At 65.2% G+C, this 25,086-nt stretch carries 23 protein-coding genes; 13 read left to right on the top strand and 10 right to left on the bottom strand.

The genetic code is table 11. The annotated features are described in order from the left end of the window. Nucleotides 1–37 precede the first annotated feature (37 nt). The 4 genes from C2134_RS02175 to tkt all read right to left on the bottom strand — a co-directional run bounded on the left by C2134_RS02175 (nucleotide 38) and on the right by tkt (nucleotide 5,472). Nucleotides 38–667: a LysE family translocator gene (locus tag C2134_RS02175; protein WP_103317187.1), complete on the bottom strand. Its 630-nt coding sequence runs from the start codon at nucleotides 665–667 to the stop codon at nucleotides 38–40. Nucleotides 668–807: 140 nt separating this feature from the next. Then, on the bottom strand, nucleotides 808–1,983 hold the full coding sequence (locus tag C2134_RS02170) for a phosphoglycerate kinase (RefSeq protein ID WP_103317185.1): 1,176 nt from the start codon (nucleotides 1,981–1,983) through the stop codon (nucleotides 808–810). A 395-nt stretch (nucleotides 1,984–2,378) separates the two neighbouring features. Further along, a complete protein-coding gene (gap, locus tag C2134_RS02165; RefSeq protein ID WP_103317184.1) occupies nucleotides 2,379–3,389 on the bottom strand; it encodes a type I glyceraldehyde-3-phosphate dehydrogenase in 1,011 nt (336 codons plus the stop codon). 94 nt (nucleotides 3,390–3,483) lie between these two features. Beyond that, nucleotides 3,484–5,472 (bottom strand): transketolase, encoded by a 1,989-nt coding sequence (tkt, locus tag C2134_RS02160; RefSeq protein ID WP_103317182.1) that lies wholly within the window; start codon nucleotides 5,470–5,472, stop codon nucleotides 3,484–3,486. A gap of 241 nt (nucleotides 5,473–5,713) precedes the next feature. Between tkt and C2134_RS02155 the strand changes: the two genes are divergently transcribed. Then, nucleotides 5,714–6,463 (top strand): BPSS1780 family membrane protein, encoded by a 750-nt coding sequence (locus tag C2134_RS02155; RefSeq protein ID WP_103317180.1) that lies wholly within the window; start codon nucleotides 5,714–5,716, stop codon nucleotides 6,461–6,463. Nucleotides 6,464–6,527: 64 nt separating this feature from the next. On the opposite strand, the gene C2134_RS02150 is transcribed toward C2134_RS02155, so the two are convergent. From C2134_RS02150 to C2134_RS02140, 3 genes are all read right to left on the bottom strand, one after another. After that, nucleotides 6,528–7,196, bottom strand: coding sequence for an O-methyltransferase (locus tag C2134_RS02150; RefSeq protein WP_103317179.1), 669 nt, complete (start codon nucleotides 7,194–7,196; stop codon nucleotides 6,528–6,530). 64 nt (nucleotides 7,197–7,260) lie between these two features. Then, entirely contained in the window at nucleotides 7,261–7,878 is a 618-nt protein-coding gene (locus C2134_RS02145; protein ID WP_103317177.1) for a glutathione S-transferase family protein, read from the bottom strand. A gap of 211 nt (nucleotides 7,879–8,089) precedes the next feature. Beyond that, nucleotides 8,090–8,359, bottom strand: a complete 270-nt coding sequence (locus C2134_RS02140) for a hypothetical protein (RefSeq protein ID WP_103317176.1) — start codon at nucleotides 8,357–8,359, stop codon at nucleotides 8,090–8,092. 233 nt (nucleotides 8,360–8,592) lie between these two features. Between C2134_RS02140 and C2134_RS02135 the strand changes: the two genes are divergently transcribed. After that, nucleotides 8,593–9,825: a M23 family metallopeptidase gene (locus tag C2134_RS02135; RefSeq protein WP_103317174.1), complete on the top strand. Its 1,233-nt coding sequence runs from the start codon at nucleotides 8,593–8,595 to the stop codon at nucleotides 9,823–9,825. 213 nt (nucleotides 9,826–10,038) lie between these two features. On the opposite strand, the gene rng is transcribed toward C2134_RS02135, so the two are convergent. Together rng and C2134_RS02125 are read right to left on the bottom strand one after the other, a co-directional pair. Beyond that, nucleotides 10,039–11,535 carry a ribonuclease G gene (rng, locus tag C2134_RS02130; RefSeq protein ID WP_043627741.1) on the bottom strand — a complete coding sequence of 499 codons (1,497 nt, stop codon included), beginning with the start codon at nucleotides 11,533–11,535 and terminating at the stop codon, nucleotides 10,039–10,041. 16 nt (nucleotides 11,536–11,551) lie between these two features. Next, the gene (locus C2134_RS02125) at nucleotides 11,552–12,148 is read right to left on the bottom strand and encodes a Maf family protein (protein WP_103317172.1); all 597 of its coding nucleotides are present in this window, start codon (nucleotides 12,146–12,148) and stop codon (nucleotides 11,552–11,554) included. 515 nt (nucleotides 12,149–12,663) lie between these two features. On the opposite strand from C2134_RS02125, the gene C2134_RS02120 reads away from it, so the two are divergent. The 10 genes from C2134_RS02120 (at nucleotide 12,664) to C2134_RS02075 (ending at nucleotide 22,963) form a co-directional block, all read left to right on the top strand. Continuing rightward, nucleotides 12,664–13,872: a multidrug effflux MFS transporter gene (locus C2134_RS02120; RefSeq protein WP_103317171.1), complete on the top strand. Its 1,209-nt coding sequence runs from the start codon at nucleotides 12,664–12,666 to the stop codon at nucleotides 13,870–13,872. A gap of 117 nt (nucleotides 13,873–13,989) precedes the next feature. Next, on the top strand, nucleotides 13,990–14,778 hold the full coding sequence (gene rsmA / locus C2134_RS02115; protein ID WP_103317169.1) for a 16S rRNA (adenine(1518)-N(6)/adenine(1519)-N(6))-dimethyltransferase RsmA: 789 nt from the start codon (nucleotides 13,990–13,992) through the stop codon (nucleotides 14,776–14,778). Nucleotides 14,779–14,888: 110 nt separating this feature from the next. Then, a complete protein-coding gene (locus C2134_RS02110; protein WP_103317167.1) occupies nucleotides 14,889–15,788 on the top strand; it encodes a glutamate/aspartate ABC transporter substrate-binding protein in 900 nt (299 codons plus the stop codon). Between the two features lie 156 nt (nucleotides 15,789–15,944). Next, nucleotides 15,945–16,685, top strand: coding sequence for an amino acid ABC transporter permease (locus C2134_RS02105; protein WP_103317166.1), 741 nt, complete (start codon nucleotides 15,945–15,947; stop codon nucleotides 16,683–16,685). After that, on the top strand, nucleotides 16,682–17,350 hold the full coding sequence (locus tag C2134_RS02100; RefSeq protein ID WP_199179855.1) for an amino acid ABC transporter permease: 669 nt from the start codon (nucleotides 16,682–16,684) through the stop codon (nucleotides 17,348–17,350). The genes C2134_RS02105 and C2134_RS02100 overlap by 4 nt, the downstream gene beginning before the upstream one ends. Before the next feature lie 5 nt (nucleotides 17,351–17,355). After that, complete coding sequence (locus tag C2134_RS02095) at nucleotides 17,356–18,090, top strand: amino acid ABC transporter ATP-binding protein (protein WP_103317164.1); 735 nt, start codon at nucleotides 17,356–17,358, stop codon at nucleotides 18,088–18,090. Between the two features lie 201 nt (nucleotides 18,091–18,291). After that, nucleotides 18,292–19,050 carry a substrate-binding periplasmic protein gene (locus C2134_RS02090; RefSeq protein ID WP_158248672.1) on the top strand — a complete coding sequence of 253 codons (759 nt, stop codon included), beginning with the start codon at nucleotides 18,292–18,294 and terminating at the stop codon, nucleotides 19,048–19,050. Between the two features lie 79 nt (nucleotides 19,051–19,129). Then, on the top strand, nucleotides 19,130–20,509 hold the full coding sequence (gene argH / locus C2134_RS02085) for an argininosuccinate lyase (RefSeq protein WP_103317161.1): 1,380 nt from the start codon (nucleotides 19,130–19,132) through the stop codon (nucleotides 20,507–20,509). A 133-nt stretch (nucleotides 20,510–20,642) separates the two neighbouring features. Continuing rightward, entirely contained in the window at nucleotides 20,643–22,205 is a 1,563-nt protein-coding gene (locus C2134_RS02080) for an EAL domain-containing protein (protein ID WP_103317159.1), read from the top strand. Nucleotides 22,206–22,267: 62 nt separating this feature from the next. Next, nucleotides 22,268–22,963, top strand: a complete 696-nt coding sequence (locus C2134_RS02075) for an aspartate/glutamate racemase family protein (RefSeq protein WP_158248671.1) — start codon at nucleotides 22,268–22,270, stop codon at nucleotides 22,961–22,963. Here the strand turns inward: C2134_RS02075 and C2134_RS02070 are convergent. Beyond that, nucleotides 22,960–23,868, bottom strand: coding sequence for an AraC family transcriptional regulator (locus C2134_RS02070; protein WP_158248670.1), 909 nt, complete (start codon nucleotides 23,866–23,868; stop codon nucleotides 22,960–22,962). The genes C2134_RS02075 and C2134_RS02070 overlap by 4 nt on opposite strands. 103 nt (nucleotides 23,869–23,971) lie before the next feature. On the opposite strand from C2134_RS02070, the gene C2134_RS02065 reads away from it, so the two are divergent. After that, nucleotides 23,972–24,982 carry a zinc-dependent alcohol dehydrogenase family protein gene (locus tag C2134_RS02065; protein WP_103317154.1) on the top strand — a complete coding sequence of 337 codons (1,011 nt, stop codon included), beginning with the start codon at nucleotides 23,972–23,974 and terminating at the stop codon, nucleotides 24,980–24,982. Nucleotides 24,983–25,086: the final 104 nt, after the last annotated feature.

The raw sequence follows: 25,086 nt of genomic DNA, 5'->3' as shown, positions 1-25,086 counted from the left end.
AAAACGGCTGGCGATGACGAATCGGCAGCCGTGATGGTTACTGTCTGGACAAACCGGTCAGCAGCACGCCGGCGCCGACGAAGGCGCCGCCGCTGAAGCGGTTGACCATCCGCAGCCGGCTCGCGCTGTTCAACCAGCGCGCCAGCCGGGCGCCGCTGCTGGCGTAAGTCAGCTGCCAGCAGGACTCGATCAGGTAAAACGTGACCGCCAGGATGGCCAGCTGCGGCCCCTGCGGCTGATGCGCGTTCATGAACTGCGGGAACAGCGCGGTAAAGAAGATAAAGGCCTTGGGGTTGCTCATCGCCACCAGGAAGCCGCGGCGGAACAGCGCCCACGGTCCGTGCTTGCCGCTGTCGTCCTCGCGCAGCTCGGCCACCGGTTGCGGCAAGCTGCGCCAGGTCTTGATGCCCAGATACACCAGATACAGCGCGCCGGCGTACTTGACGATGGAGAACAGCAGCTCCGACGTGGCCAGCAGCGCGCCCAGGCCGGCCACCGAGCCGGCCATGATCAGGCCCAGTGCCGTCATCAGGCCCAAACAGGTCATCAACGTGCGGCGCACGCCGTAATGAATGCCATGCGTCATCGCCAGCAGCATATTGGGGCCGGGGGTGGCGGAGACGAAAAAGACGGTAGTGACGAACAACAGCCAGGTTTGCAGCGACATCACGTTCTCCTGGTGGGGGAATAGCCGCCAGTATAACGGAGCGGCCGGGTCAGGCGGCGGCTCATCTCACATCCTGTCTTTGCCAACATATCGTCATCCGCAAGCGCCATGGCGGCAAAAGCCGCCCTGGCGTCTCCCGTTTAGTGGGCGCGCTCGGCCAGAATCGCCACGGCCGGCAGTTCCTTGCCTTCCAGGAATTCCAGGAAGGCGCCGCCGCCGGTGGAGATGTAGCTGATGTCGTCGGTGATGCCGTACTTGGCGATGGCCGCCAGCGTGTCGCCGCCGCCGGCGATGGAGAACGCCTTGGACTGGGCGATGGCCTGGGCCAAAGTCTTGGTGCCGTTGCCGAACTGGTCGAACTCGAACACGCCGACCGGGCCGTTCCACACCACGGTGCCGGCTTGGGCGATGATGGCGGCCAGCTCTTTGGCGGAATCTGGGCCGATGTCCAGGATCATGTCGTCGGCGGTCACTTCGCCCACCGGCTTGGTGACGGCGGCGGCGGTTTCGGCGAATTCCTTGGCGCACACCACGTCGGACGGCAGCGGCACGTCGCCGCCTCGGGCGCGGATCTTGGCGATCACGCGCTTGGCGTCTTCCACCAGCTCGGCTTCGGCCAGGCTCTTGCCGATGGCCTTGCCTTCAGCCAAGAGGAAGGTGTTGGCGATGCCGCCGCCCACGATCAGCTGGTCCACCTTGTCCGCCAGCGCTTCCAGGATGGTCAGCTTGGTCGATACCTTGGAGCCGGCGACGATGGCCACCATCGGGCGGGCCGGCGCCTGCAGCGCCTTGCCCAGCGCGTCCAGCTCGGCCGACAGCAGCAGGCCGGCGCAGGCCACCGGGGCGAACTTGGCCACGGCGTGGGTGGAGGCCTCGGCGCGGTGCGCGGTGCCGAAAGCGTCGTGCACGAACACGTCGCACAGGGCGGCGTAGGCGCGGCCCAGTTCTTCGTTGTTCTTCTTCTCGCCCTTGTTCAGGCGCACGTTTTCCAGCATCACCACTTCGCCCGGGGCGAGTTCGACGCCATTCTGGAAATCGGCTTGCAGGCGCACCGGCTTGCCCAAGAGTTCGGACAGACGGGCCACCACCGGCGCCAGGCTGTCTTCCGGCTTCGGCTCGCCTTCGGTCGGACGGCCCAGGTGGGTCATCAGCATCACACCGGCGCCGGCCTTCAGGCAGTGCTCGATGGTGGGCAGGCTGGCGCGGATGCGGGTGTCTTCGCCGATCACGCCGTTTTTCAGCGGAACGTTCATGTCGACGCGGATCAGTACGCGCTTGCCGGAAAGATTCTGCTCGGAGAGTTTGTTGAATTTCATCGCTTCACTCACTCAGGTTTGGATGCGGGACGATCCGGCAAGCGGCCAGTGGCTTGCGGAACGGGATAAGGCGAAACCGCGGGCATGCACCGGCGCGCTGTTGCAAAATTTCCCACGGCGGCGCAAGGCCGCAAGCGGATGGACCTGGCGCGCCCGGCGCTCGCCCCTATCCGGCAGTGTATGCCGATTCAGCGGCGTCACTTTAACACCAATCAAATTTCTTGCGCGCGCCATGTAACAAAACAACAGTGCGTTTGGCATGCGCACCGCTGTTTTGGTAGGGCGGAAGCCCGGCGTGGCCGGGCGTTCCGCCGCGCCATCTTTGCATCGGAGCAAACTAGCCCCGCAACAAGATGGCGGATCGCCCCTCGCGAGGCATCCGCCCTACGGCTGGATCAGCGGCCGAACATCGCGCGCGCGGTGCGCAGCATCTGGCAGCTGAAGCCCCACTCGTTGTCGTACCAGGCCAGCACCTTGACCAGATTGCCGCCTGTCACCTTGGTCAGCGTGGCGTCGAAGGTCGACGCTTCTTCGGTGTGGTTGAAATCGCCGGACACCAGCGGCAGGGTGTTGAAGCCCAGGATGCCCTTCATCGCGCCATTGGCCGCGCCCTGCAGGATCTCGTTGACCTCGTCCTTGCAAGTGTCGCGCATGGCGGTGAAAGTCAGATCCACCAGCGACACATTGATGGTAGGCACGCGCACGGCAAAGCCGTCCAGCTTGCCCTTCAGCTCCGGCAGCACCAGGCCGACGGCCTTGGCCGCGCCGGTCTTGGTGGGGATCATATTGTCGGTGGCGGAGCGGGCGCGGCGCAGATCCTTGTGCTTGACGTCGGTCAGCACCTGGTCGTTGGTGAAGGCGTGGATAGTGGTCATCAGGCCTTTCTTGATGCCCAGCGCGTCGTTCAGCGCCTTGGCCACCGGGGCCAGACAGTTGGTGGTGCAGCTGGCGTTGGACACCACGGTCATCTCCGGCGTCAGCACGTCATGGTTCACGCCATACACGATGGTGGCGTCCACGTCATCGCCGCCCGGCGCGGAAATCAGCACCTTCTTGGCGCCGGCGTTCAAATGGGCCTGGCACTTTTCCTTGCTGGTGAATGCGCCGGTGCATTCCAGCACCAGGTCCACCTCCAGCGCGCGCCACGGCAGCTCGGCCGGGTTGCGGGTGCTGAAGAACGGGATCTTGTCGCCATTCAGGATCAGGTGTTCGCCGTCCTGCTCCACGGTGCCGGGGAAGCGGCCATGCACGGTGTCGAACTGGGTCAGGTGGGCATTGATGGCGAGGTCGCCGGAAGCGTTCACGGCCACCACCTTGAAATCGTCGTGCAACTTGTTTTCGTAGATGGCGCGCAAAACTTGGCGGCCAATGCGGCCGTAACCGTTGATGGCGAGGCGGATGGTCATGCTTCTCTCTTCTCCAGATGCTTTTTTGTAGTGCGACGACTACATGACACGGCAAAAAAAGACCACCGCGTCGCCGCGGTGGTCTATCGACTGCTTAACGCAACACGGAGCGGGTCTTGGCGACCACATTCTCCACGGTGAAGCCGAATTCCTTGAACAGCTGGCCGGCCGGGGCGGATTCGCCAAAGTGGTCGATGCCCACCACTTCGCCTTCCAGGCCGACATACTTGCGCCAGAAGTCGCCATGGCCGGCTTCAATGGCCACGCGCGGCAGGCCCGCCGGCAACACGCTCTGTTGCCAGGCCTTGTCCTGCACGTCGAACACATTGGTGCAAGGCATGGACACCACGCGCACCGGCACGCCTTCGGCCGCCAGCGTTTCCTGCGCCTTCAGCGCCAGTTCCACTTCGGAACCGGTGGCGATCAGCACGGCTTTGGCGCCAGTCGCGTCGCGCAGCACGTAGCCGCCCTTGCGGATAGCGGCGATCTGCGCCGCGTCGCGGGACACGAACGGCAGGTTCTGCCGGCTCAGCACCAGGCTGGTCGGGGTGGTCTTCTGCTCGATGGCGTGCGCCCAGGCCACCGCGGCTTCCACGGTGTCGCACGGACGCCAGGTGTGGTGGTTGGGGATGTAGCGCAGGGTGGCGGTCTGCTCCACCGGCTGGTGTGTCGGGCCGTCTTCGCCCAGGCCGATCGAATCGTGGGTGAACACGAAGATCGGATTGATCTTCATCAGCGAGGCCATGCGCAGGGCGTTGCGGGCGTATTCGCTGAACATCAGGAAGGTGCCGCCGTACGGGCGCAGGCCGCCGTGCAGGGTCATGCCGTTGATGATGGCGGCCATGCCGAACTCGCGCACGCCGTAGCTGATGTAGTTGCCCTGGCCTTCGCGGTTGATCCACTTGGAGCCGGACCAGTTGGTCAGATTAGAGCCGGTCAGGTCGGCGGAGCCGCCGACGAACTCCGGCAGCAGCGGCGACAGCGCTTCCAGCGCGATCTGGCTGGCCTTGCGGGTGGCCACGGTCTGGGCGGCGTCGTTGATCTTGGCGATGGCGGCGGCCTGAGCCTCCACCCAACCTTGCGGCAGCTCGCCCTTCATGCGGCGCTCGAATTCGGCGGCCAGCTCCGGATGCGCGGCGCGGTAAGCGTCGAAGCGCTTGTTCCATTCGATCTCGGCCACGGCGCCCTTGTCGCGGGCGCTCCACTCGGCATAGATCTCGGCCGGAATCTCGAACGGCGCGTGCGGCCACTTCAGGCCTTCGCGCGCGGCGGCGATTTCAGCCGCGCCCAGCGGCGAGCCGTGGCAGTCGTGGCTGCCCTGCTTGGTGGGGGCGCCAAAACCGATGGTAGTCTTGCAGCAGATCAGCGTCGGCTTGTCGGCGCTTTGCTTGGCGGTGGCGATGGCGGTGGCGATCTCGACCGGATCGTGGCCGTTGACGTTGCGGATCACTTGCCAGCCGTAGGCTTCGAAGCGGGCCGGGGTATCGTCGCTGAACCAGCCTTCGACATGGCCGTCGATGGAGATGCCGTTATCGTCCCAGAAGGCGATCAGCTTGTTCAGGCCCCAGGTGCCGGCCAGCGAGCAAGCCTCGTGGCTGATGCCTTCCATCAGGCAACCATCGCCCATGAACACATAGGTGTGGTGATCGACGATGGCGTGGCCGTCGCGGTTGAACTGGGCGGCGAGCATCTTCTCTGCCATCGCCATGCCCACGGCGTTGGTGATGCCCTGGCCCAGCGGACCGGTGGTGGTTTCGATGCCCGGCGCGTAACCGTACTCCGGGTGGCCCGGCGTCTTGGAATGCAGTTGGCGGAAATTCTTGAGGTCGTCGATGGAAAGGTCGTAACCGGTCAGGTGCAGCAAGCTGTAGATCAGCATCGAGCCGTGGCCGTTGGAGAGAACGAAGCGGTCGCGGTCGGCCCAGGACGGGTTGGCCGGATTGTGCTTCAGATGATCGCGCCACAGGACTTCGGCGATGTCTGCCATGCCCATCGGGGCGCCCGGATGGCCGGATTTGGCTTTTTCCACGGCGTCCATGGCCAGGAAGCGGATGGCGTTGGCAAGCTCGGTGCGGGTAACCATTTCGGTAAAACCTCAAGACTATTGGGAACCGGAACGACGGTTCTTCCATCCGCTCTATGCTGCTGGCGACATGGGTCTACCGTCGCAAAACCGCCGGATTATCGCCGATTTTGGCACTTTCCGGCAACCAGCCATCCCACACACAAATTGAGTAGAATCAAGCAGAACCATGTACAGACGGCATGGTCTAGCCTTCTTTCCCCCAAATCCGGCGCAGCATGCGCCGCAACGGAGACCGAATATGCAGTCATTCGACACCCCGCCCCCAGCCCGCAAAGTGGGCGCCGGCCGCGGCTGGCGCTGGTGCGTGGAAGCGTTTTACATCGTGCGCGAGCAGCCCCTGACCTGGGTGCTGCTGACCCTGGTCTACTTGATGATCCATTTTGTGATCAACCTGGTGCCGTTCATCGGCGGCCTGATCGGGGCCATCATCGGCCCGGTGTTCGCCGGCGCTTTCGTGATGGCCGCGCGCAAGTCCGAACGCGGCGAGGAGCTGGAGCTGGCCGACCTGTTCGCCGGCTTCCGCCTGATGCCCGGCCCGCTGCTGCAGGTGGGCGCGATATTCTTCGCGCTGATGGCGGCGGCGATGCTGATCGTCGGCATGGCCGGGGTGTCCACCGGGGTGATGAGCGGCATGGCGAGCGGCCATCTGGCCATCGATGCCAAGCCGGCGGCGGCCGGCGGCTTCGTCGCCCTGCTGCTGCTGGTGATGTCGCTGGTGATGTTCGTCGTCAGCCTCAGCTACTGGTTCGCCCCGTCTCTGGTGGCGCTGGAAAATGTCTCGCCGTGGCAGGCCATTCAGGCCAGCCTGCGCGCCGGCCTGTCCAACTGGCTGCCGATGCTGGTGGCCGGCCTGGTGCTGGGCCTGCTGCTGATTCCGGCCATGCTGACGCTAGGCCTGGGCCTGCTGTTGTGGTGCCCCATCGCCTTCGTCACCGCTTACACCAGCTGGAAAGACGTGTTCGGCCAGCCGCAGCCGGCCGCCCAGTGATAAGCGGGAGCCGCATAGAAAAACGGGCAGCTGGCGTGAACCGCTGCCCGTTTTGCTTGCCTGATCAGCGCTCGACGATGGCCAAGGCGAAACCGTCATGACCCTTGGCTCCCACGGTCTGCACCGCGGTTGCGGACAGGCGAGGATTAGCCCCCATCAGCTCGATGAAGCGGCGTATGCCCTGGATGGCGGGGTCAGCGCTGCCTGCATCCGCCACCGCGCCGCCGCGCGCCACATTGTCGCCGACGATGACCGTGCCGGGGCGGGACAGCTGCAGCGCCAGCTCCAGATAGACCGGATTGTTGGGCTTGTCGGCGTCGATGAAGATGAAGTCAAACGGCGCCGCGCCTTGCGCGATCAGCCGCTGCAGCGAATCCGCCGCCGCGCCTTGCAGAATTTCCACCTTGTCCGCCACGCCGGCGCGTTTGAGGTTGGCGGCGGCGATCTCGACATGGCGCGGCTCGAACTCCAGCGTCACCAGCCTGCCGTCCGCCGGCAAGGCGCGCGCCAGCCAGATGGTGCTGTAGCCGCCCAAGGTGCCGATCTCCAGAATCCGCTTCGCGCCATGGATACGGGCCAGCAAGTTCAAGAACTTGCCCTGATTCGGCGCCACATTGATCGCCGGCAAACCGGCGGCCGCGCTGTCGGCCAGCGCCGCTTCCAGCGCGGCGTCTTGCTTCACCAGCGCCGCGCTGTAGTAGTCATCCAGGACGGTCCATTGTGCGTCGTGCATCTCATTCTCCTAGGTGGGGGGCGGCCTGCTTGAAGCAGGCTTGCAAACCGAAAAGGGACCGCGCTCAGGCGACGCCCTCGCCGCCGTGGGCGCGATAGGCCGGCCGCTGGCGCAAGCGCTCGAAATAAGCCTCGGCCTTCGGCAGCGCCGGCTTGTCGAACGGGGTGAGCAACCAGCGCTGGACCGACACGCCCAGCACGATGTCGGCCAGGGTGAAGGTTTCGCCCAGGATCCAGCGTTCGCCCAGTTGCGACTCCAGCACCGCCATCTGCTTTTTCCACGCCGCCACGCTTTCGGCGATGCGCGCCGGGTCCTGGTGATCCGGACTGTTGCGGCTTAGCGCATGGAAGGCATACATCCAGCTGCCGTTCAGCTCGCTGAGCTGCCAATCCATCCATTTTTCGACTTGGGCGCGCTGGGCGGCTTCCTGCGGCAACAGATCATGGCGGCCATGTTTGGCGGCCAGGTAGCGGCAGATGGTGTTCGATTCGGACAGCGCGGTGTCGCCATCGACCAGCGCCGGGATTTGCGCGAAGGGGTTCAGCGCCAGGAAGTCGGGATCGGTCACCGGCCGGAAGCCGCGTCCCCAGTCCTCGCGTTGGTAGTCGAGGCCGATTTCATGACAGGTCCACAGCACCTTGCGGACATTGATGGAGTTGGCGCGGCCGAGCAGGCGGAGCATGGGGTCATCCTGAAGGAAGAAGTGGGATGAACAGCATACCACCCGCCATGCCAAATGTTTATTTTGGCCATTTGACAGTGTGTTCTGCTCAACGCGACAGCCTGTCAAATCGCACGGTCATGCGTGGACGGGACTTCAGCCGGCAGGTTGACGAGCACAATCCACTGCCATCAAGGCCAGGGCCGCTCGCCGAAAACCGCGGCGAGCGGCCTTAACCGTCCTCCAGCCCGGCGCGCAGCAAGCGGGCGTGCAGCACCATGTTTTCCAGCGTCAGCCGGGCGGTGGCGGCCAGATACACCAGCATGCGCTTGGCCTCGTCCGGCTCCTCGGCGCGGAATACCAGCTCCCGCTCCAACAGCGAATCGACGATCAGCTCGCGTAGGTTTTGTTCGTCAAACGGCAGGTCGGCGTAGTCGATCGGGTCCTCCGCCTCCACGTCCTCCATCAGGCACAGCAGGTTTTCACGGCTGAGCGCGTCCATGGCTTTCCCCTCCTGTCGCATAACCGTCACGAGAATGTCATTTTGAGTGTAGCGGGTTTGCCGGGCCTAGTGACTGTCGACGTTTGCCGAGCGCACGCCAAACCGCCATCCCTGCCAAAGTTCCAGCCATCCCGTCATACGTAAGGCCAGCTGTCCCCCAGTGGTTTACCGGCTATGGTCGCAAACGGCCATCCGGCCTTGCACCGCACGCTCACAACGATGAGGAGCCCGCAATGAAACCGTTCATTTCCATTGTCTCCCTGATCTCCCTGCTCGCCGCCGGCGCCGCCATGGCGGCTCAAGCCACGCACGATGACAGCCTGCGCCTGACCGCCAGCCGGGCGCTGCGGCAAACACAGCCGCCAGCCAGCGGGTCGCAGATGGAAACGCTGGTGGAAACCCATCACGAAACGCCGGACCGCCGCTGGGTGCTCGGCTCGGCCACCCAGCCCTTGCCGGTTCAAATGACCGGCGCAGACCGGGTGCCGGTGTCGCGCCTGTTTCTGGCCCGGCGCCAAGCTGAAGGCTGGCAGCTGGCGCTGGACGACGACCCGCGTTTCGCCGAGTTATTGGAGCAATCGCCAGCCGGCTGGCTGAGCGACGCGGAAAAGCGCGCCTGGCGCAGCCAACTGGCCGCATCCAAACGGCTGGCGCCGGAAAACACCGGCCTCGGCTTGCCCTGGCGCGCGGGCGCAGCCTGGAACATGACGGGCGGGCCGCATGGTTATAGCGGCGAAAGCCAGCCCTATGACTCGATCGACTTTGCCGGCGGCGATGGCAAGGTGCTGGCGCCGCAAGCCGGCGTGATTTACAAAAGCTGCGTGCGCAACGGCAGCGCGCTGGTGAAGCTGGTGCATGACAATGGCTATTCCACCACTTACTACCACATGATCAATTTGACCTCCGCGCCCGACGGCCAACGGCTGGACAAGGGCGCGTACTTGGGGACGATAGGCAACGGCCTGCCCTGCGGCGGCAGCACCACCGGGCCGCATGTCCATTTTTCCCTGATCTACCAAGGACAGGCGGAACCGGTCAACCGCAAGCGCCTGGGCGGCTGGCAGTTCTTTGCCGGCAACCGCGCCTATCAGGGCTATGCGCAACGCGATGGCAGCCGGGTGAATGTCGGCGGCCGGCTGGTGCATTACCATGACGGCGCGGAACCCGCGCCGCCTTCGCAGCCGCCTGCTGGCTTGAGCGGCGTGGCCACGCCCAAAGCGGGAAACAGCCACGTCAACTTGCGCATCTCGCCCAGCCTCAGCGCGCAGATCGGCGGCAAGGCCAAGCGCGGCGAGAGCGTGGCGCTGGTTTGCCATGTCCGCGCCGAGCCGGTGGAGGGCGTCTGGGGCAGAACCGACATCTGGAACCAGACCTCGGCCGGCCTGTGGGTCAGCGATGGTTTTGTCGACACCGGCAGCAATCAAGCGGTGGCGCCGCTCTGCCCAGCGTCGCAGCGTCCCTGGTAAGCGCTTGAGCGAGCGCGACGCGGCTGACTCAGCGCGTCGGAAACTTATCCACACCAAGCCACGAAATCATCTTTTATCCACAATGCGCCCGCGGCTAGCTGTCGCGCCAAGCAAAACGGGCAAGCGCGATGCCGCGCTTGCCCGTTGCTGGATGGCCGTCCCGCGACAGCGTAACCGGCGGAACGCCCGGCCATGCCGGGCTTCCGTCCTACCTCACAGCAAGACCACGTCAAACTGCTCCTGCGTGTAGCTCGACTCCACCGATAGCGACACCGGCTTGCCGATGAAGTCCACCAGCATCGCCAGGCTCTGCGACTCCTCGTCCAGGAACATGTCGATCACCGACTGCGCCGCCAGGATGCGATAGCTCTTGGCGTCGTACTGCCGCGCCTCGCGCACGATCTCGCGCTGGATCTCGTAGCACACCGTCTGCGCCGTCTTGATCTCGCCGCGGCCCTGACAGGTGGGGCAGGGCTCGCACAACACATGGGCCAGGCTTTCGCGGGTGCGCTTGCGGGTGATTTCCACCAGCCCCAGGCTGGTGAAGCCGTTCAGCGTCACCCGGGTACGGTCGCGCGCCATGGCCTTGGCCAGCTCGGACAGCACCGCCGCCTGGTGCTCGTCGCTGTCCATGTCGATGAAATCGACAATGACGATGCCGCCCAGATTGCGCAGCCGCAGCTGGCGGGCGATGACCTGGGTGGCTTCCAGATTGGTCTTGAAGATGGTCTCGTCGAAGTTGCGGTTGCCGACGAAGCCGCCGGTGTTGACGTCTATCGTCGTCATCGCCTCGGTCTGGTCGATGATCAGATAGCCGCCGAACTTCAGGTTGACGCGGCGCGCCAAGGCCTTGTCGATCTCGGCCTCGATGCCGTGCAGCTCGAACAGCGGCCGCTCGCCGGCGTAGCGCTCGATCTTGTCCACGGCGATCTGTACGTATTGTTCGGCGAACTCCACCATGCGGCTGTAGTTCTCGTTAGAGTCCACCAGCACTTTTTCGGTGTAGCCGCTGACCATGTCGCGCAGCACCCGCACCGCCAGCGGCAAATCGTCGTACAGCAGGCTTTGCGCCGGCAGCGTCTGCGACTTCTGCTTGATGTCGGTCCACAGCTTGGACAGGTACTCGACGTCGGCCGCCAGCTCGTCGTCGCGCGCGGTTTCGGCGCTGGTGCGGATGATGTAGCCCCTGGGGCTGCCGGCCGGCAGCAGCTTCTCCAGCCGCGCCTTCAGGTTGTGGCGCTCGCTGTCGCTTTCTATCTTTTGCGACACGCCGATGTGTTCTTCCTGCGGCAGATGCACCAGGAAACGGCCGGCGAGCGAGATCTGCGTCGACAGCCGCGCGCCCTTGGTGCCGATCGGGTCCTTGATCACCTGCACCAGCACGGTCTGGCCCTCGAACAGCATCTTCTCGATGCGCTGCGGCTCGGTGGGATGCTGGCGCTGCTCCAGCACGTCGGCGATGTGCAGGAAGGCGGCGCGCTCCAGGCCGATCTCGATGAAGGCGCTCTGCATGCCCGGCAGCACGCGCTTCACCTGGCCCAGATAGATATTGCCGACGATGCCGCGGCTGGCGGCGCGTTCCACGTGCAATTCCTGCACCACGCCTTCTTCCAGCACGGCGACGCGGGTTTCCTGCGGCGTGATATTGACCAGTATCTGTTCCTGCGGGCGCGGCAGGTCGCGCGGCAGGGCTATCGATTGATGCAGCATGATGGCGTCCTTTGGCTTACGGCAGATCGAAGCCGAACTCGGCCAGCAGCAAGGCGGTTTCATACACCGGCAGGCCCATCACGCCGGTGTAGCTGCCCGCGATGCGCTCGATGAACACGCCGGCGCGGCCCTGTATGCCATAGCCGCCGGCCTTGTCGAACGGTTCGCCGCTGTCGATGTAGCGCTGGATTTCAGCGTCGGACAGCTTCTTGAAATAAACGTCGGTGACCGAAGTCTGGATGAGCAGCTTGTCGCCGCGCCTGACCGCCACGCTGGTGATCGCCTGGTGGCTGCGGCCGGAGAAGGCCAGCAGCATGCGGCGGGCGTCGGCGGCGTCTTCCGGCTTGCCGAAGATTTCGCCATCCTGGGTCACGGTGGTGTCGGCAGCCAGCAGCGGGCGCTCCGGCAGGCCGCAGGACGCCACCACCTGCCAGCCCGCCTCGGCCTTCTCGCGCGCCAGCCGCTCGGTGTAAGCGACGGCGTCCTCGCCCGGACACACCGTTTCGTCGATGTCGGCGTGGATGCGCTCCAGATTCAGGCCAAGCTGCTCCAGGATCTCGCGCCGGCGGGGGCTGCCGGAAGCGAGATATATTCTATTGTCATTGGCGATCATGTCAGGCTGCTCGTTTGTTCTTTGGCTGTCGCCTAGGTTACCAGAGCGGCAGGCGGCCAACCATCTTTCCACCGTGACAGGCCGGTGCTTGCGCCGTGACGCGCCCGTGGATTCAAGCACTTGGCCCAGGACGCGGATTGGTAAACGTTTGTAAGCCGCGCGGGGCAGGCTAGGGGCTGTTGACGTTTGGTGAGTGGATCGCGTTTGAGCCGATTTGGGCCGGAAGCCACGTTGCCCAGCCCTTGCATAGAATGACTATGCGGCGGACTGTGCGCCTTGCTTCCGGCCCAAAGCGGCCAAACCCGCAGGGCCGGGCGCCTTTCGCGCCGACTCTTCGTTGTTCCGCGCTGGCAGAGAATGACTATGCGGCGCGCGAAACGCCTCGATTCGCCGCAAAACGCATCCCGGCGCGACCGCCCACCAAACGTCAACAGCCCCTAGTGCGCGTTCATGCCATCAATCTTACCAATGATTTATTTTATGCAAATTGAGCATAAATAGACTGTTTTGGTATCATGGCTATTTTCCGCCAGCCGTCTCGCGCCATGCCGCACGTCCGCCTCAACGCCCGTCACGCCAATTTGGCCACTGCCGTCGCCATTTTGCTGATCCTGTTCAACCCGCTGGGCATTGATCTCTACCTGCCGGCGCTGCCCCAGCTGCACAGCCAATTCCATGCCGACGCCTCGGCCAGCATCGGCGCCTTCGTATTCAGCCTGGGCCTGGGCCAGCTGCTGTTCGGGCCGCTGGCGGACCGCATCGGCCGCCGGCCGGTCGCGCTGGGCGGCCTGCTGGTCTATGCCGCCGCCTCCCTGCTGGCCAGCCGCAGCGGCGCCCTGTCCGGTTTCATGCTGGCGCGCATGCTGCAGGGCCTGGGCGCCAGCGCCAGCACGGTATGCGCCTTCACCCTGATCCGCGACTGCTACTCCGGCCACGCGGCCGCCCGCCGCTACAGCCTGCTCAACGGCACGCTCAACATCGTGCCGGCGCTGGCGCCGACACTGGGCGGCTTGTTGATCCGGCAATACGGCTGGCCGTCCTGTTTCCAGCTGCTGGCGGCGCTGGCCTTGGCCGCGTTCGCCGTCCTGGCCTGGCGCATGCCGGAGACGCGCCCCGCCGCGCCGCCGCGGGCCGAGCGCATCGGCAGCGCCGATTTGCTGCGCCATCCGGAACTGCTGCGATACGGCGCCTGCAGCTGCGCCGCGCTGGGCATGATCCTGAGCTACGTCACGCTGGCCCCCGGCGTGCTGATCGCCCGCGGCGGGATGGACGCCACCACCTTTGGCCTGTTGTTCGGCGCCAATGCCTTGTTGATCATGGCCGCCAGCTTCGCCAGCCTGCGGCTGATCGGCCGTTTTTCGCTGCAGACGCTGCTGCACTGCGGGCTCAGCCTGATGGCCTTGGCCGGCTTGCTGCTGCTGGCGCTTTCCGGCCGCGGCGAAGCCTGGCATTACATGGGGCCGGTGGCGGTGTTGAGCGTGGGCTTCGCCTTCACCTTGGGGCCGGCCAGCAGCCTGGCGATGGCGCCGTTCAGCCATGCCGCCGGCCGCGCCGCCGCGTTGTTGGGCTGCAGCCAGATGCTGTTCGCCGCCGCGCTGTCCGCCGGACTGGCCGCCTTGCCCGTGCCGGGCGAGTGGGCGCTGGCCGGAGCGGCGCTGCTGCTGTCCGCCGGCTGCGCTCTGGCCCTGCGCCAACCAGGGGTGCCGGCGCCGGCGGGCGCCTGAGCGCCGGTTCCTGATTTTCCAACCACGCCGCGGAAAATCAGGCCAACTGCCTGAATCGCTTGGGACATTTGCCGCGGCGCGAGTACAATCGCGGCTGTTCCAAGATTTGGCAAATTCATGAGCAATCACATCCCGCGCAAGCGTTTCGGGCAGAACTTCCTGCAGGACGCCAGCGTCATCGCCGGCATCGTCCACGCGGTCAATCCGCAACCGGACGACATCGTCATCGAAATCGGCCCCGGCCTGGGCGCCATCACCAAACCGCTGCTGGCGCGTCTCAAGCACCTGCATGTGGTGGAAATCGACCGCGACATCATCGAGCGGCTCAAGGCCGAGCACCCGGCCGACAAGCTGACCATCCACGCCGGCGACGCGCTGGCCTTCGATTTCGCCTCGGTCAGCCAGCAGCCGCTGAAGATCGTCGGCAACCTGCCGTACAACATCTCCACGCCGCTGCTGTTCCACCTGGCCAGCTACGGCAACCGCGTGCTGGACATGCACTTCATGCTGCAGAAGGAAGTGATCGAGCGCATGGTGGCCGAGCCGTCCACCGCCGATTACGGCCGGCTGTCCGTCATGCTGCAATACCGCTTCTATATGGAAAACATCCTGTTCGTGCCGCCGGAAGCATTCTGGCCGCCGCCGAAGGTCGATTCCGCCGTGGTGCGGATGATTCCGGCGCCGGGCCGCTGCGGAGTGGCGCGCGATGAGGCGATGCTGGAAAAACTGGTGATCCAGGCCTTTGCCCAGCGCCGCAAAACGCTGCGCAACAATCTCAAGGGCCTGGTCGACGTGGCCGATCTGGACGCGCTGGGCATCGATCCGGGCCTGCGTCCGGAGAATCTGCCGGTGGAGGACTATGTCCGCCTGGCCAACCATTTGTCTGACAAAGGCATTCAGTCCTGACACAAACAAAAAATATCAGCATACTGTCAGACAATCACTAAAAAGAAGATCAAGGCGCCGCCCCAGCGGCGCCAACCTCCCCGCAAAGAGAGTCTATAAGGAGAAACTCCATGCATATCCGCACCTCCGTCATCGCCGGATGTACCCTGGCCGCACTGGCCTCCCTGCCTGCAGGCGCGGCCGAGCTGACCGGCACGCTGAAGAAGATCAAGGAATCCGGCGTGATCGTGCTGGGCAACCGCGATTCGTCCATCCCGTTCTCGTACTACGACAACAACCAGAAGCCGATCGGCTATTCGGTGGACCTCGCCAATAAAGTGGTGGACGAGGTCAAGAAAGAACTGAAGATGCCGAACCTGCAGGTGCGCTACAACCTGGTGACCTCGCAGACCCGCATCCCGCTGGTGCAGAACGGCACGGTGGACTTGGAGTGCGGCTCTACCACCAATAACGCCGAACGCGGCAAGCAAGTGGCGTTCTCGGTTGGCATCTTCGAGATCGGCACCCGCTTGCTGACGGCCAAGACCTCCGGCATCAAGGACTTCCCGGATCTGAAGGGCAAAAACGTGGTCACCACCGCCGGCACCACGTCCGAACGCCTGATCAAGGCCATGAACGCCAGCAAGAACCTGGGCATGAACGTCATCTCCGCCAAGGACCACGGCGAATCGTTCCTGATGCTGGAATCCGGCCGCGCCGTCGCCTTCATGATGGACGACGCGCTGTTGTACGGCGAAATGGCCAAGGCCAAGAACCCGGCCAACTGGACCGTGACCGGCAAGTCGCAGTCGTATGAAATCTACGGCTGCATGCTGCGCAAGGACGACCCGGCCTTCAAGAAGGTGGTGGACACCGCGCTGACCAATACCTTCAAGTCCGGCGAGATCAACAAGATCTACGCCAAGTGGTTTACCAGCCCGGTGCCGCCGAAAGGCCTGAACCTCAACTTCCCGATGTCCGACGAGCTCAAGGCGCTGCTGGCCAAACCGACCGACAAGCCTGCCGAGTAAGCCGGCCCGGCCGCGCCTGCGGCCTTCGCCCTGAAGCTTTGAACGCCAAGCCGCCTGCCCAAGCAGGCGGCGGTTTCACCCTGCGCGGCCGTCTTAGGCCGGCAGGGGCATCAATCGCCGCGCCGTCTGCCGACCGCGCGGCTGGGAGTGGTTGCCATGAATTATCACTGGGACTGGGGAATCTTCTTCAAGCCTACCGGCGTCGGTAGCGAAATCTATCTCAATTGGTTTGCCAGCGGACTGTACTGGACCCTGGCGGTCGCGCTGAGCGGCTGGATCATCGCGCTCGCCATCGGCACGGCGGTCGGCGTGGCGCGCACGCTGCCCAAGCGCTGGCCGGCCGCGCTCGCCGCCGCTTATATCGATTTGTTCCGCAATGTGCCGCTGCTGGTGCAGCTGTTCATCTGGTACTTCCTGGTGCCGGACCTGCTGCCGGAGGGCGCGCAGATCTGGTACAAGCAGGATCTGTCGCCGACCACCTCGCAGTTCCTGTCGGTGGTGGTGTGCCTGGGCCTGTTCACCGCCGCCCGCGTGGCGGAGCAGGTGCGCACCGGCATCGAGGCGTTGCCGCGCGGCCAGCGCAACGCGGCGATGGCGATGGGCTTCTCGCAGGCGCAAACCTACCGCCATGTGCTGCTGCCGCAGGCGCTGCGCGTCATCATCCCGCCCTTGACCAGCGAGTTCCTGAACATCATCAAGAACTCCTCGGTGGCGTCGCTGATCGGGCTGATGGAGTTGCTGGCGCAAACCCGGCAGACCGCCGAATATTCCGCGAATATCTTCGAGGCTTTCACCCTGGCCACCGTCATCTACTTCGTGCTCAATATGAGCCTGATGCTGCTGATGAACGGGCTGGAGAAGAAGCTCAGGGTGCCCGGCATGATGGGGGGCAAATGATGGATTTCAGTCAAATCATCCCCGCCTTGCCCGGCCTGAGCCAAGGCATGCTGCTGACGCTGAAGATGCTGGCCGGCGGCGTGGCAGGCGGCGTGCTGCTCGGCATCCTGCTGGCGCTGGCGCGCTTGTCCGACTTCAAGCCGCTGTCGGCGCTGGCCACGGCCTACATCTATTATTTCCGCTCCATTCCGCTCTTGCTGGTGATCTCCTGGTTCTACCTGGCGGTGCCGCTGCTGCTGAACCGGATCACCGGCAGCCTGGAGCCGGTGGGTGCCTTCACCTCCTGCCTCACCGCATTCGTGATGTTCGAGGCGGCGTATTTCGCCGAGATCGTCCGCGCCGGCATCCAGGCGATACCGAAAGGCCAGCCCAATGCCGCCTACGCGCTGGGCATGCGCTATCACCAAGTGATGGTGCTGATCGTGCTGCCGCAGGCGCTGCGCAAGATGCTGCCGCTGCTCTTGCAGCAGTCCATCATCCTGTTCCAGGACACGTCTCTGGTATACGCTGTCGGACTGATGGATTTTCTGAATACCGCCCGCTCCAAGGGCGACATCGTCGGCCTGCCGCACGAATTCCTGATATTCGCCGGCGTGGTCTACTTCGTAATCAGTTTTAGCGCTTCGCGTTTGGTGAAGCGCCTGCAACAAAGGTTGGCTGTATGACTGCAATGATTTCGCTGAACAAGGTCAGCAAATGGTATGGCGACTTCCAGGTGCTGACCGACTGCACCACCGAGGTCGCCAAGGGCGAGGTGGTGGTCGTATGCGGGCCGTCCGGCTCCGGCAAGTCCACCCTGATCAAGTGCGTCAATGGGCTGGAGGCGTTCCAGCAGGGCGAGATCGTCGTCGACGGCATCTCGGTGGGCAATCCGAAAACCGACCTGCCCAAGCTGCGCAGCCGCGTCGGCATGGTGTTTCAGCACTTCGAACTGTTCCCGCACCTCACCATTACCGAAAACCTTGCCATCGCCCAGATCAAGGTGCTGGGCCGCAGCCGCGACGAGGCGGTGGACAAGGGCCTGAAGCTGCTGGACCGCGTCGGCCTGAAGGAGCAAGCCGACAAGCACCCCGGCCAGCTGTCCGGCGGCCAGCAGCAGCGGGTGGCCATCGCCCGCGCGCTGGCCATGGACCCGATCGCCATGCTGTTCGACGAGCCGACTTCCGCGCTGGACCCGGAGATGATCAACGAGGTGCTGGACGTGATGACAGGCCTGGCGCACGAAGGCATGACCATGATGTGCGTGACGCACGAGATGGGCTTCGCCCGCCGCGTGGCCGATCGCGTGATCTTCATGGATCAGGGCCGCATCGTCGAAGACTGCGCCAAGGAAGAGTTCTTCGGCAATCTGGACGCCCGCAGCGAGCGCGCGCGCCATTTCCTGTCCAAGATCCTGCAGCACTGATTGTGCGACAGCCAAACAAAAGCCCGCGCCTTGGCGCGGGCTTTTGCATCTCGTGCGCGCCTTGCCGCACGCCACGCCAAAAATGACAAAACACCGAAAGCAGCCTTTTTGCAACAGCCAAGCGCATCTGGCAACAACAAAAATCATGTCATTCGCAATTACCGGATAGGATTGCTGAAAACATTTCCAAGCAAAACCACCGTGAAGAAACTGACCGCCCTGTTGCTGTTCGTTCTGTCCGCCTCGGCGCTTGCCGCCGCGCCGGCCGCGCCGCAAACGCTGGTTTTCGCCTACAACGCGTTTGCGCCCTGGAAAACGTTCGACAGCCAAGGCCGGCCGACCGGTCCGTACACCGATATCGTGCGCGAGCTGGCGCGGCGCATGCATCTCTCGCTGCGTTTCCTCCCTTGCCCGTTGTCGCGCTGCCTGGCGGCCATGCAGAATGGCAAGGCCGACCTGATGATAGGCGTGCAGAACACGCCGCAACGGGCGCGCTATCTGGATTTCCTGGATCCGCCGTTCGCCAACGACAACCGGCTGGCGTTGTATCAGCGCAGCGGCGACAGCCGCGACATCAGCCATTATTCCGACCTGCTGCCGCTGACGGTGGGCGTGGTGGAAGGCGTGCAATACCAGCCGCAATTCGATGCCGATGGCCGCATCCGCCGCGACGCCGGGCCGACGGCGGAATCGAGCTTTCGCAAGCTGGTGGCCGGCCGCATCGATGTGCTGATAGACAACGAACAGCAAAGCGCGCTGCTGGCATCCAGCGAGGAATTCACCGGCCGGGTGCAGCGCGCGCGGCTGACGCTGGACAATCCCCATCCCAACCGACTGGCCCTGGCGCGCCATTCGCCATTGCAGCCGGAAAAAGCCGAATTTGAACACACGCTGCGCGCCATGCTGGCCGACGGCACCATCTCCCGCCTGCTGGCTTTCGAACACACCCGGATTCGCTAGCAAAAATCGGCACTGGCCGCGCGCGGTGGCGGCTGGCATAGTAGGGGTCTTTGCACGATCACCAGTGGGACGCAACGCCATGCAAGACCAACACGCCTGGTCCGGCCGCTTTTCCGAGCCGGTTTCCGAACTCGTCAAGCACTACACCGCCTCCATCGGCTTCGACTACCGACTGGCCGAGGTGGACATCGAAGGCTCGCTGGCGCACGCCGCGATGCTGAATCGATCCGGCGTGCTCAGCGACGCCGATCTGGAAGCGATCAGACGAGGCATGGCCGAAATCCGCGCCGAGATCCGCGCCGGCAAGCTGGAGTGGAGCGTCGATCTGGAAGACGTGCACATGAATATCGAACGCCGGCTGACTGACCGCATCGGCGACGCCGGCAAGCGTCTGCACACCGGCCGCAGCCGCAACGACCAGGTCGCCACCGACATCCGGCTGTGGCTGCGCGGCGAGATCGACGCCACCGTCGGCCTGCTGGCCGAGCTGCAGCTGAGCTTGCTGGATCTGGCCGAACAGCACGCCGCCACCGTGATGCCGGGCTTCACCCACCTGCAGGTGGCGCAGCCGGTCACCTTTGGCCACCACCTGCTGGCTTATGTCGAAATGCTGGCGCGTGACGCCGAGCGGATGCAGGACTGCCGCAAGCGCGTCAATCGCCTGCCCTTGGGCGCGGCGGCATTGGCCGGCACCACCTATCCGATAGACCGCCACTACACCGCCGGCCTGCTGGGCTTCGACGACGTGTGCCACAACTCGCTGGACGCCGTGTCCGACCGCGACTTCGCCATCGAATTCACCGCCGCCGCCAGCCTGGCGATGCTCCACCTGTCGCGGCTGTCGGAAGAACTGATCCTGTGGATGAGCCCGCGCGTCGGCTTCATCGACATCGCCGACCGCTTCTGCACCGGCTCGTCCATCATGCCGCAGAAGAAGAATCCGGACGTGCCGGAGCTGGTGCGCGGCAAGTCCGGCCGCGTGGTGGGCCACCTGATCGCGCTGATCACGCTGATGAAGGCCCAGCCCTTGGCTTACAACAAGGACAATCAGGAAGACAAGGAACCCTTGTTCGATACCGTGGATACGCTGCAGACCACCTTGCGCATCTACGCCGACATGATGCGCGGCGTGACGGTGAAGCCGGAGGCGATGCGCGCCGCCGTGCTGCAGGGTTACGCCACCGCCACCGATCTGGCCGACTACCTGGTGAAAAAGGGCCTGCCCTTCCGCGACAGCCACGAAGTGGTGGCGCTGGCGGTGCGCCATGCCGAACAGCAGGGCGTCGATCTGTCCGAGCTGGCGCTGCCGGTACTGCAGGGCTTCAGTGCGCTGATCGCCGAGGATGTCTATACCGTACTGACACCGGAAGGCAGCCTGGCGCAGCGCGACCACGTCGGCGGGACCGCGCCGACCCAGGTAAGGGCGCAGATCGAACGCCACCGCGCACGGCTGGCATAAGCCCGCCCCGCGTCCGCCACAACCCTCCGCCCGGAGGGTTTTTGCATTTCTGGTTTAATATAAAACGTTTATTTAAAACCAAATTGCGGCGGATCAGCCTTGAGGACGCGGGGGGTCCTGTCGCGGAGACGCGATGAATCCCTTGCATCCACGCCGCCAACACCGCGTGTCGCATCTGCTGGCCAGCCTGCTGGTCGGCGCGCTGCCCTTGCTGGCCATCATTCCCACCCTGATATGGCAAGAAAAGCAGGACCTGCGGCGCCAAGCCGAACAACAGGTGACACAGGCCCAGATCCAGCTGGACGAGATCCTCGATCAGGCCCAGCTGGCGAGCCGCGCCATCCTGCCGCTGGCCGGCAGCCGCTGCGAAGACGCCGAACAGGAGCTGCGCCGCCAGGCCACCATCGTGCCCTTCGTGCGCAGCACCGCGCTGCTGCGCGACGACGCGATCTATTGCACCTCGCTATCGGGTCCTATTCCCGACCCCAAGCCCTATAGCACGCCATTCGTCGCCGGCGTCTTGCGGCTGCTGCCCGGCAACCGCACCACGCCGGATGTGCCGGTGCTGCATTTCCGGCTGCGCGGCGAGCATGGCGATGCGCTGTCGGCAGTGGATGGCCGCTACCTGCAGCTGGCGTTGCAGGACGCCAGCGACGAAGGCCCGGTCTACCTGATCGTGGGCACGCGCTGGCTAGGCCCGCATAAAACCGGCGAGGGCAAGCCGCCGCATCCCACCCAGATTCAGGCGCAGCGGCAGTCCGCGCGCTATCCGTATTCGGTTTCCACCGGCTACGCGCTGCCCGCCGGCCACTGGGTGCTGTGGCAGCACCATGCCGCGCTGCTGCTGGTCGTGGCCGCACTGAGCCTGTTGGCCGGCGCCACGCTGTACGCCCTGCTGGGGCGGCCGGCCTCGCCAACCGAGGAGCTGCTGCGCGCGCTGGACAACGAAGAATTCGAAGGCTTCCTGCAGCCCATCGTCAGGCCCAGGCAGGCCGGCTGGCAGGGGGCGGAGGTATTGATGCGCTGGCGCCATCCGCGCGAGGGCTTGATCCGTCCCGATCTGTTCATCCCGCGCGCGGAGGAGAGCGGGATGATCGTGCCGATGACGCGCAGCATGATGAACCGGCTGCTGCGGCAACTGGCCGCGCTGCGGCTGCCGGACGGTTTCCATCTGGGGCTGAACATCAGCCGCGCCCATCTGGACGATCCGCGTTTCTATAGCGACTGCGAGAGCTGGCAGCGCGCGCTGGCCGGCTGCGGCGCGACGCTGACGCTGGAGCTGACCGAACGCGAAATCATCGCCATCACGCCGGAAGTGGAGGCCTTGTTCCGCCAGCTGCATGCGCTGGGCATCACCATCGCGCTGGACGATTTCGGCACCGGCCACTCCAGCCTGGTTTATCTGCACCAGTTGGCGGTGGACGGACTGAAGATAGATCAAAGCTTCGTCGCCGGCATCGGCAGCGACGGGCTGTCGGCCCACATCGTGGACAGCGTGGCCGAACTGGCGGCCAAACTGGGCCTGGATACGGTGGCGGAAGGAGTGGAAACCGCCGAGCAGTTCGACTACCTGTGCCAGCTCGGCGTCGGCTGGCTGCAGGGCTACTACATCGCCAAACCGATGCCGCTGAATGCCTTCATCCGCCGGCTGCGCGCCGGCGACACCTGGGACGGGTATGAGACATTGTCATTTTAATGACTGATGCGTAGACTGCGCCGATTGGCGCCGGCATGCGGCGCCGCTTAACTGACCAAATCATGACAGCAAAAACCATAGGCATCGCCGGCGTGACCGTGCCCGGCGCCGTCGATTGCCTCTCCAAGATCCATCGTCTGTGCGCAGACCGCTTCCCCACCCATCACCACCCGCGCTTTGTGCTGGACCAGCCGGACTTCGGCATCGTGCACCAGGCCCAGGACGACGACCGCTGGGACAAGGTAGCCGACTCCATCGTCGGCTCGCTGCAACGCCTGGCCGGCGCCGGCGCCGAACTGGCGGTGATCCCGGCCAACACCGTGCACTTGGTGGTGGACGATATCCGCGCCCGCTCGCCCATCCCGCTGATCAGCATGCTAGACGTGGTGGCCGACGCCTGCGCGGCGCGCGGCCTGAAACGAGTGGCGATACTCGGCACGCGCTGGACCATGGCGCGCCGGCTGTACCAGGCGCCGCTCACCGCCCGCGGCATCGAGGAAGTGATCCCCGACGAAGCGCAGCAGGCCATCATCCAGCGCGCGATTTTCTCCGAACTGGTGCCCACCGGCCGCGCCAGCGACGAAACGCTGGCCGCGCTGCTGCAAGTAGTGCAGTCCATGCAGGCCCAAGGGTGCGATGGCGTGGCGCTGGCCTGCACCGAACTGCCCTTGGTGCTGAACGACGCCAATTGCGGCATGCCGGCCATCGACACCACGCTGACGCTGGCCGCGGCGGCGCTGGCCGCCGCCTGCGGCTAATCTGCCGCCGCCCGCCGGTATTCGCCCGGCGGCATTCCGGTCAGCCGCTTGAACGCGCGCTGGAAGGCGGCGTCGCTGTCGTAGCCGACGCGCGCCGCCACTTCAGCCAGCGGCAGCCGGCTCTCGCGCAGCAAGCCGCGCGCGCAGTCGATGCGCCAGGCCGTCAGATGATTCAGCGGCGTGTCGCCCACCCGTTGGCGGAAATAACGGGCGAAGGCGGAACGCGACATGCCGGCGCGCGCGGCCATCGCCTGCAGCGTCCACGGCGCGGCCAGATCGGCATGCAAGGCGCGCAACAGCGGCGACAAGCGCGGGTCCGACAGCGCGCCCAGCCAGCCCTGGCCGCGGCCTGACAGGCAATAAATCCGCAACGCCTCGATCAGCAGCACATCCACCAGCTTCTGCACCACCAGCCGCGAGCCCAGCCCCGGCTCGGCATTCTCGCGCGCAATCATCTCCAGCGCGGCCTGGAGCAAGCGCGCCCGCTCGGCGTCCAGCGGCACATGCAGCACCGGCGGCAACAGCGCCATCAGCGGCGCGCCGGCGGCGGCATCGAATACGAAACGGCCGGACACGACATCGGTTTTATCGCCCTCGCCGCCAAAGCGAATCAGGCCCTCGGTACGGCCGGCGAAGACCGCTTCGCAGGGGATGGCCGGGCGCTGCGGCGCGTCCAGCAGGCTGAAGCGCTGGCCGCCGCTGACGATGAACAGATCGCCGGCCGCCAACGCCAGCGGCTGGTCCAGCCCGGCGCCGCTGAGCCAGCAACGGCCATGGCCGACGATGCCGAAACGGGCGGACACTTGATGCGCAAAATCGATGCCCCAAGGCGCGCGCGCCTCCAGTCGCGCGTACAGCGCGCTTTCCACCCGCATGGCGGTGAACAGGTTTTCCAGCAGGTCCATGGCAGTTTGAGACGAATGGTGAATAAGCCGGCACGGCAAGTCATTCATCATACCGCTTGCCCGCGGCAAGATGGCAGCGTTGTTTCTCAACAGGACCATTACGATGCAAAGCTACCGTTTTTCGCGCTTCGGCGCCCTCGACCATTTGCAACGACACGACGAAGCCATGCCGCAACCGGGCCGCGGCGAAGTGCTGGTCAGGGTGCGCGCCAGTTCGTTGAACTACCGCGACCTGGCGCTGCTGCACGGCCACTATCCGATGAGCTGGCAAGATGGGTTGATTCCGCTGTCCGACGGCGCCGGCGACATCGTCGCGCTGGGCGAGGACTGCCGCCGCTTCGCCGTCGGCGACCGCGTCTGCAACGCCTTCTTCCCGGAATGGTTTGGCGGGCCGTTCCCGTTGGCGCAGGCCGCGCGCCAGTACGGCAGCAATCTGGACGGCTGGCTGTGCCAGTACAAGACGGTGCGCGAGGAGGCGCTGGTCCGGGTGCCGGATCATCTGAGCTACGCCGAGGCCGCCGCGCTGCCCTGCGCCGCGCTGACTGCCTGGACCGCCCTGACAGGACCCAAGCCGCTGCAGGCCGGCGACACGGTGCTGGTGCAAGGCACCGGCGGCGTGTCGCTGTTCGCGCTGCAATTGGCCAAGCTGATGGGCGCGCACGTGATCGCCACCACCTCCAGCGCGGACAAGGCGCAGCGGCTGCGGGCGCTGGGCGCCGACGAGGTCATCGACTACCAGGCCACGCCGGACTGGGGCGCGCGGGCGCGGGCGCTGACTGGCGGACAAGGCGTGGACTGGGTCATCGAAGTGGGCGGCCAGGGCACGCTGGAACAATCGCTGGCCGCCATCGCGGCGGGCGGCGAAATCGCGGTGATCGGCTTTCTGGACCAGGGCGGCGCGGCGCTGGACTTCATGCGCTACTTCATGAGCGGCGCCACGCTCAGGCGCATCGCGGTCGGCCACCGCGACGGCTTGGAGGCGATGCTGCGCGCCATCGGCCAGCATCGCCTGCGCCCGGTGATAGACCGGGCCTTCGCCTTCGACCAGGCGCGCGCGGCGTTTGAGCATTTCGACGCGCGCCGCCACTTCGGCAAGGTGGTGATCACGCACTAGGGGCTGTTGACGTTTGGTGAGCGGTCGCGCCGGGATGCGTTTTGCGGCGAATCGAGGCGTTTCGCGCGCCGCATAGTCATTCTCTGCCAGCGCGGAACAACGAA

The sequence above is a fragment of the Chromobacterium sinusclupearum genome, assembly GCF_002902845.1.
Lineage (GTDB): Bacteria > Pseudomonadota > Gammaproteobacteria > Burkholderiales > Chromobacteriaceae > Chromobacterium > Chromobacterium sinusclupearum.
This window is presented reverse-complemented; position numbering and strand designations above follow the sequence as displayed.

Coding starts and splice junctions, on each gene's coding strand:
- C2134_RS02070 (WP_158248670.1), bottom strand. CDS start 23,868: ATGGACCTGCTGGAAAACCTGTTCACCGCCATGCGGGTGGAAAGCGCG.
- C2134_RS02140 (WP_103317176.1), bottom strand. CDS start 8,359: ATGGACGCGCTCAGCCGTGAAAACCTGCTGTGCCTGATGGAGGACGTG.
- C2134_RS02155 (WP_103317180.1), top strand. CDS start 5,714: ATGCAGTCATTCGACACCCCGCCCCCAGCCCGCAAAGTGGGCGCCGGC.
- C2134_RS02065 (WP_103317154.1), top strand. CDS start 23,972: ATGCAAAGCTACCGTTTTTCGCGCTTCGGCGCCCTCGACCATTTGCAA.
- C2134_RS02110 (WP_103317167.1), top strand. CDS start 14,889: ATGCATATCCGCACCTCCGTCATCGCCGGATGTACCCTGGCCGCACTG.
- gap (WP_103317184.1), bottom strand. CDS start 3,389: ATGACCATCCGCCTCGCCATCAACGGTTACGGCCGCATTGGCCGCCAA.
- C2134_RS02100 (WP_199179855.1), top strand. CDS start 16,682: ATGATGGATTTCAGTCAAATCATCCCCGCCTTGCCCGGCCTGAGCCAA.
- C2134_RS02080 (WP_103317159.1), top strand. CDS start 20,643: ATGAATCCCTTGCATCCACGCCGCCAACACCGCGTGTCGCATCTGCTG.
- C2134_RS02095 (WP_103317164.1), top strand. CDS start 17,356: ATGATTTCGCTGAACAAGGTCAGCAAATGGTATGGCGACTTCCAGGTG.
- rsmA (WP_103317169.1), top strand. CDS start 13,990: ATGAGCAATCACATCCCGCGCAAGCGTTTCGGGCAGAACTTCCTGCAG.
- rng (WP_043627741.1), bottom strand. CDS start 11,535: ATGCTGCATCAATCGATAGCCCTGCCGCGCGACCTGCCGCGCCCGCAG.
- C2134_RS02105 (WP_103317166.1), top strand. CDS start 15,945: ATGAATTATCACTGGGACTGGGGAATCTTCTTCAAGCCTACCGGCGTC.
- C2134_RS02175 (WP_103317187.1), bottom strand. CDS start 667: ATGTCGCTGCAAACCTGGCTGTTGTTCGTCACTACCGTCTTTTTCGTC.
- C2134_RS02075 (WP_158248671.1), top strand. CDS start 22,268: ATGACAGCAAAAACCATAGGCATCGCCGGCGTGACCGTGCCCGGCGCC.
- argH (WP_103317161.1), top strand. CDS start 19,130: ATGCAAGACCAACACGCCTGGTCCGGCCGCTTTTCCGAGCCGGTTTCC.
- C2134_RS02120 (WP_103317171.1), top strand. CDS start 12,664: ATGGCTATTTTCCGCCAGCCGTCTCGCGCCATGCCGCACGTCCGCCTC.
- C2134_RS02125 (WP_103317172.1), bottom strand. CDS start 12,148: ATGATCGCCAATGACAATAGAATATATCTCGCTTCCGGCAGCCCCCGC.
- tkt (WP_103317182.1), bottom strand. CDS start 5,472: ATGGTTACCCGCACCGAGCTTGCCAACGCCATCCGCTTCCTGGCCATG.
- C2134_RS02150 (WP_103317179.1), bottom strand. CDS start 7,196: ATGCACGACGCACAATGGACCGTCCTGGATGACTACTACAGCGCGGCG.
- C2134_RS02135 (WP_103317174.1), top strand. CDS start 8,593: ATGAAACCGTTCATTTCCATTGTCTCCCTGATCTCCCTGCTCGCCGCC.
- C2134_RS02170 (WP_103317185.1), bottom strand. CDS start 1,983: ATGAAATTCAACAAACTCTCCGAGCAGAATCTTTCCGGCAAGCGCGTA.
- C2134_RS02145 (WP_103317177.1), bottom strand. CDS start 7,878: ATGCTCCGCCTGCTCGGCCGCGCCAACTCCATCAATGTCCGCAAGGTG.